The sequence below is a fragment of the Meiothermus cerbereus DSM 11376 genome (genome assembly GCF_000620065.1).
Lineage (GTDB): Bacteria > Deinococcota > Deinococci > Deinococcales > Thermaceae > Meiothermus > Meiothermus cerbereus.
In genome coordinates, this window is the sequence record NZ_JHVI01000056.1 from 1 (window position 1) to 1261 (window position 1261).

1 protein-coding gene and 1 pseudogene are annotated in these 1261 nt (G+C 72.8%); one reads left to right on the forward strand and one right to left on the reverse strand.

Annotated features, from left to right (window positions below; all coding sequences use genetic code 11):
- A pseudogene (locus tag Q355_RS17355) lies at positions 1-133 on the reverse strand (nuclease); the annotation flags it as partial.
- Positions 134-258: 125 nt separating this feature from the next.
- On the opposite strand from Q355_RS17355, the gene Q355_RS0113135 reads away from it, so the two are divergent.
- The coding region (locus Q355_RS0113135; protein WP_156941933.1) for a UvrD-helicase domain-containing protein at positions 259-1261 on the forward strand (1003 nt) is incomplete at its 3' end.

Consider the following 1261-nt stretch of genomic DNA (forward strand, 5'->3'; position numbering starts at 1 on the left):
CCCCGTCCCTATCCCGGTCAAAGCGGTGCGGGTCCGGGGGAAGAACCTTGAAGCCCCGGTAGGGGATGTCCCCGCAGTCCAGGTCCGGGGGCGGCGGGGGAATGCACACCGTGGGGTAGGCCGGGTCGCACCCCTTCCGGCTTTCTGTGCCCGGGGTGGTGCCTTAAGGACTCGAGGCCCTCAAGACCTGGTACAAGCGGGTGCTGCGGGAGTGAGACTCCCTGGACTTCCGCCCGGGGAGTCGTCACAATGCGGGGGATGGCCCTGCGCCCCACAGACGAGCAGTTGCAGGCGGTGGAGGCCTACCGCTCGGGGCAGGACCTCAAGGTGGTGGCCGTGGCGGGCAGCGGCAAGACCACCACCCTGCGCCTGATGGCCGAGGCCGACCCGGGGAAGCGGGGACTGTACCTGGCCTTCAACCGCTCGGTGCGGGAGGAGGCGGCCCGCAAGTTTCCCCGCCAAGTTCGCCCCTATACCCTGCACGGCCTGGCCTACCGCATGGCGGTGTCCCGCCACGAGGGCTACCGGGCCAAGTTCGAGGCGGCCCAGGGCCACCTCTCGGCCCCGGTGGTGGCGGAGGCCCTGGAGGTGCGGCACCCCCTGCTCCTGCACGCGGTGCTGGGGACCCTGGAGGGCTTTTTGCGCTCGGAGGCGGAGACCCCCGAGCCGGGGATGATCCCCCGGGCCTACCGGCTGGCCCGGGCGGGGACCAAGTCCTGGCCCGAGGAGGAGGCCTTCATCCTGCAGGGGACGGAAACCCTCTGGCGGCGGATGACCGACCCCCAAGACCCCTTCCCCCTGCCCCACGGGGCCTACGTGAAGCTGTGGGCCCTCTCCGGGCCGGATCTCTCCTTCGCGGGCGCCCTGCTGGTGGACGAGGCGCAGGACCTGGACCCCATCTTCCTGCGGGTGCTGGAGGCCCACCGAGGCCGGGTGCAGCGGGTCTACGTGGGGGATCCCCGGCAGCAGATCTACGGCTGGCGGGGGGCGGTGAACGCTATGGAGAGGCTGGAGGCCCCCGAGGCCCGGCTCACCTGGAGCTTCCGCTTCGCCGAGAGCCTGGCCCGCTTCGTGCGGAACCTGACCGCCCTGCGGGACCGGCCCGTGGAGGTGCGGGGGAAAGCCCCCTGGGCCACCCGGGTGGACGCCGCCCTGCCCCGCCCTCCCTTCACCGTCCTCTGCCGGACCAACGCCGGGGTGGTGGGGGCGGTGGTGGCCACCCGCGAGCTGCACCGGGGCCGGGTCCACGTGGTGGGGGGGG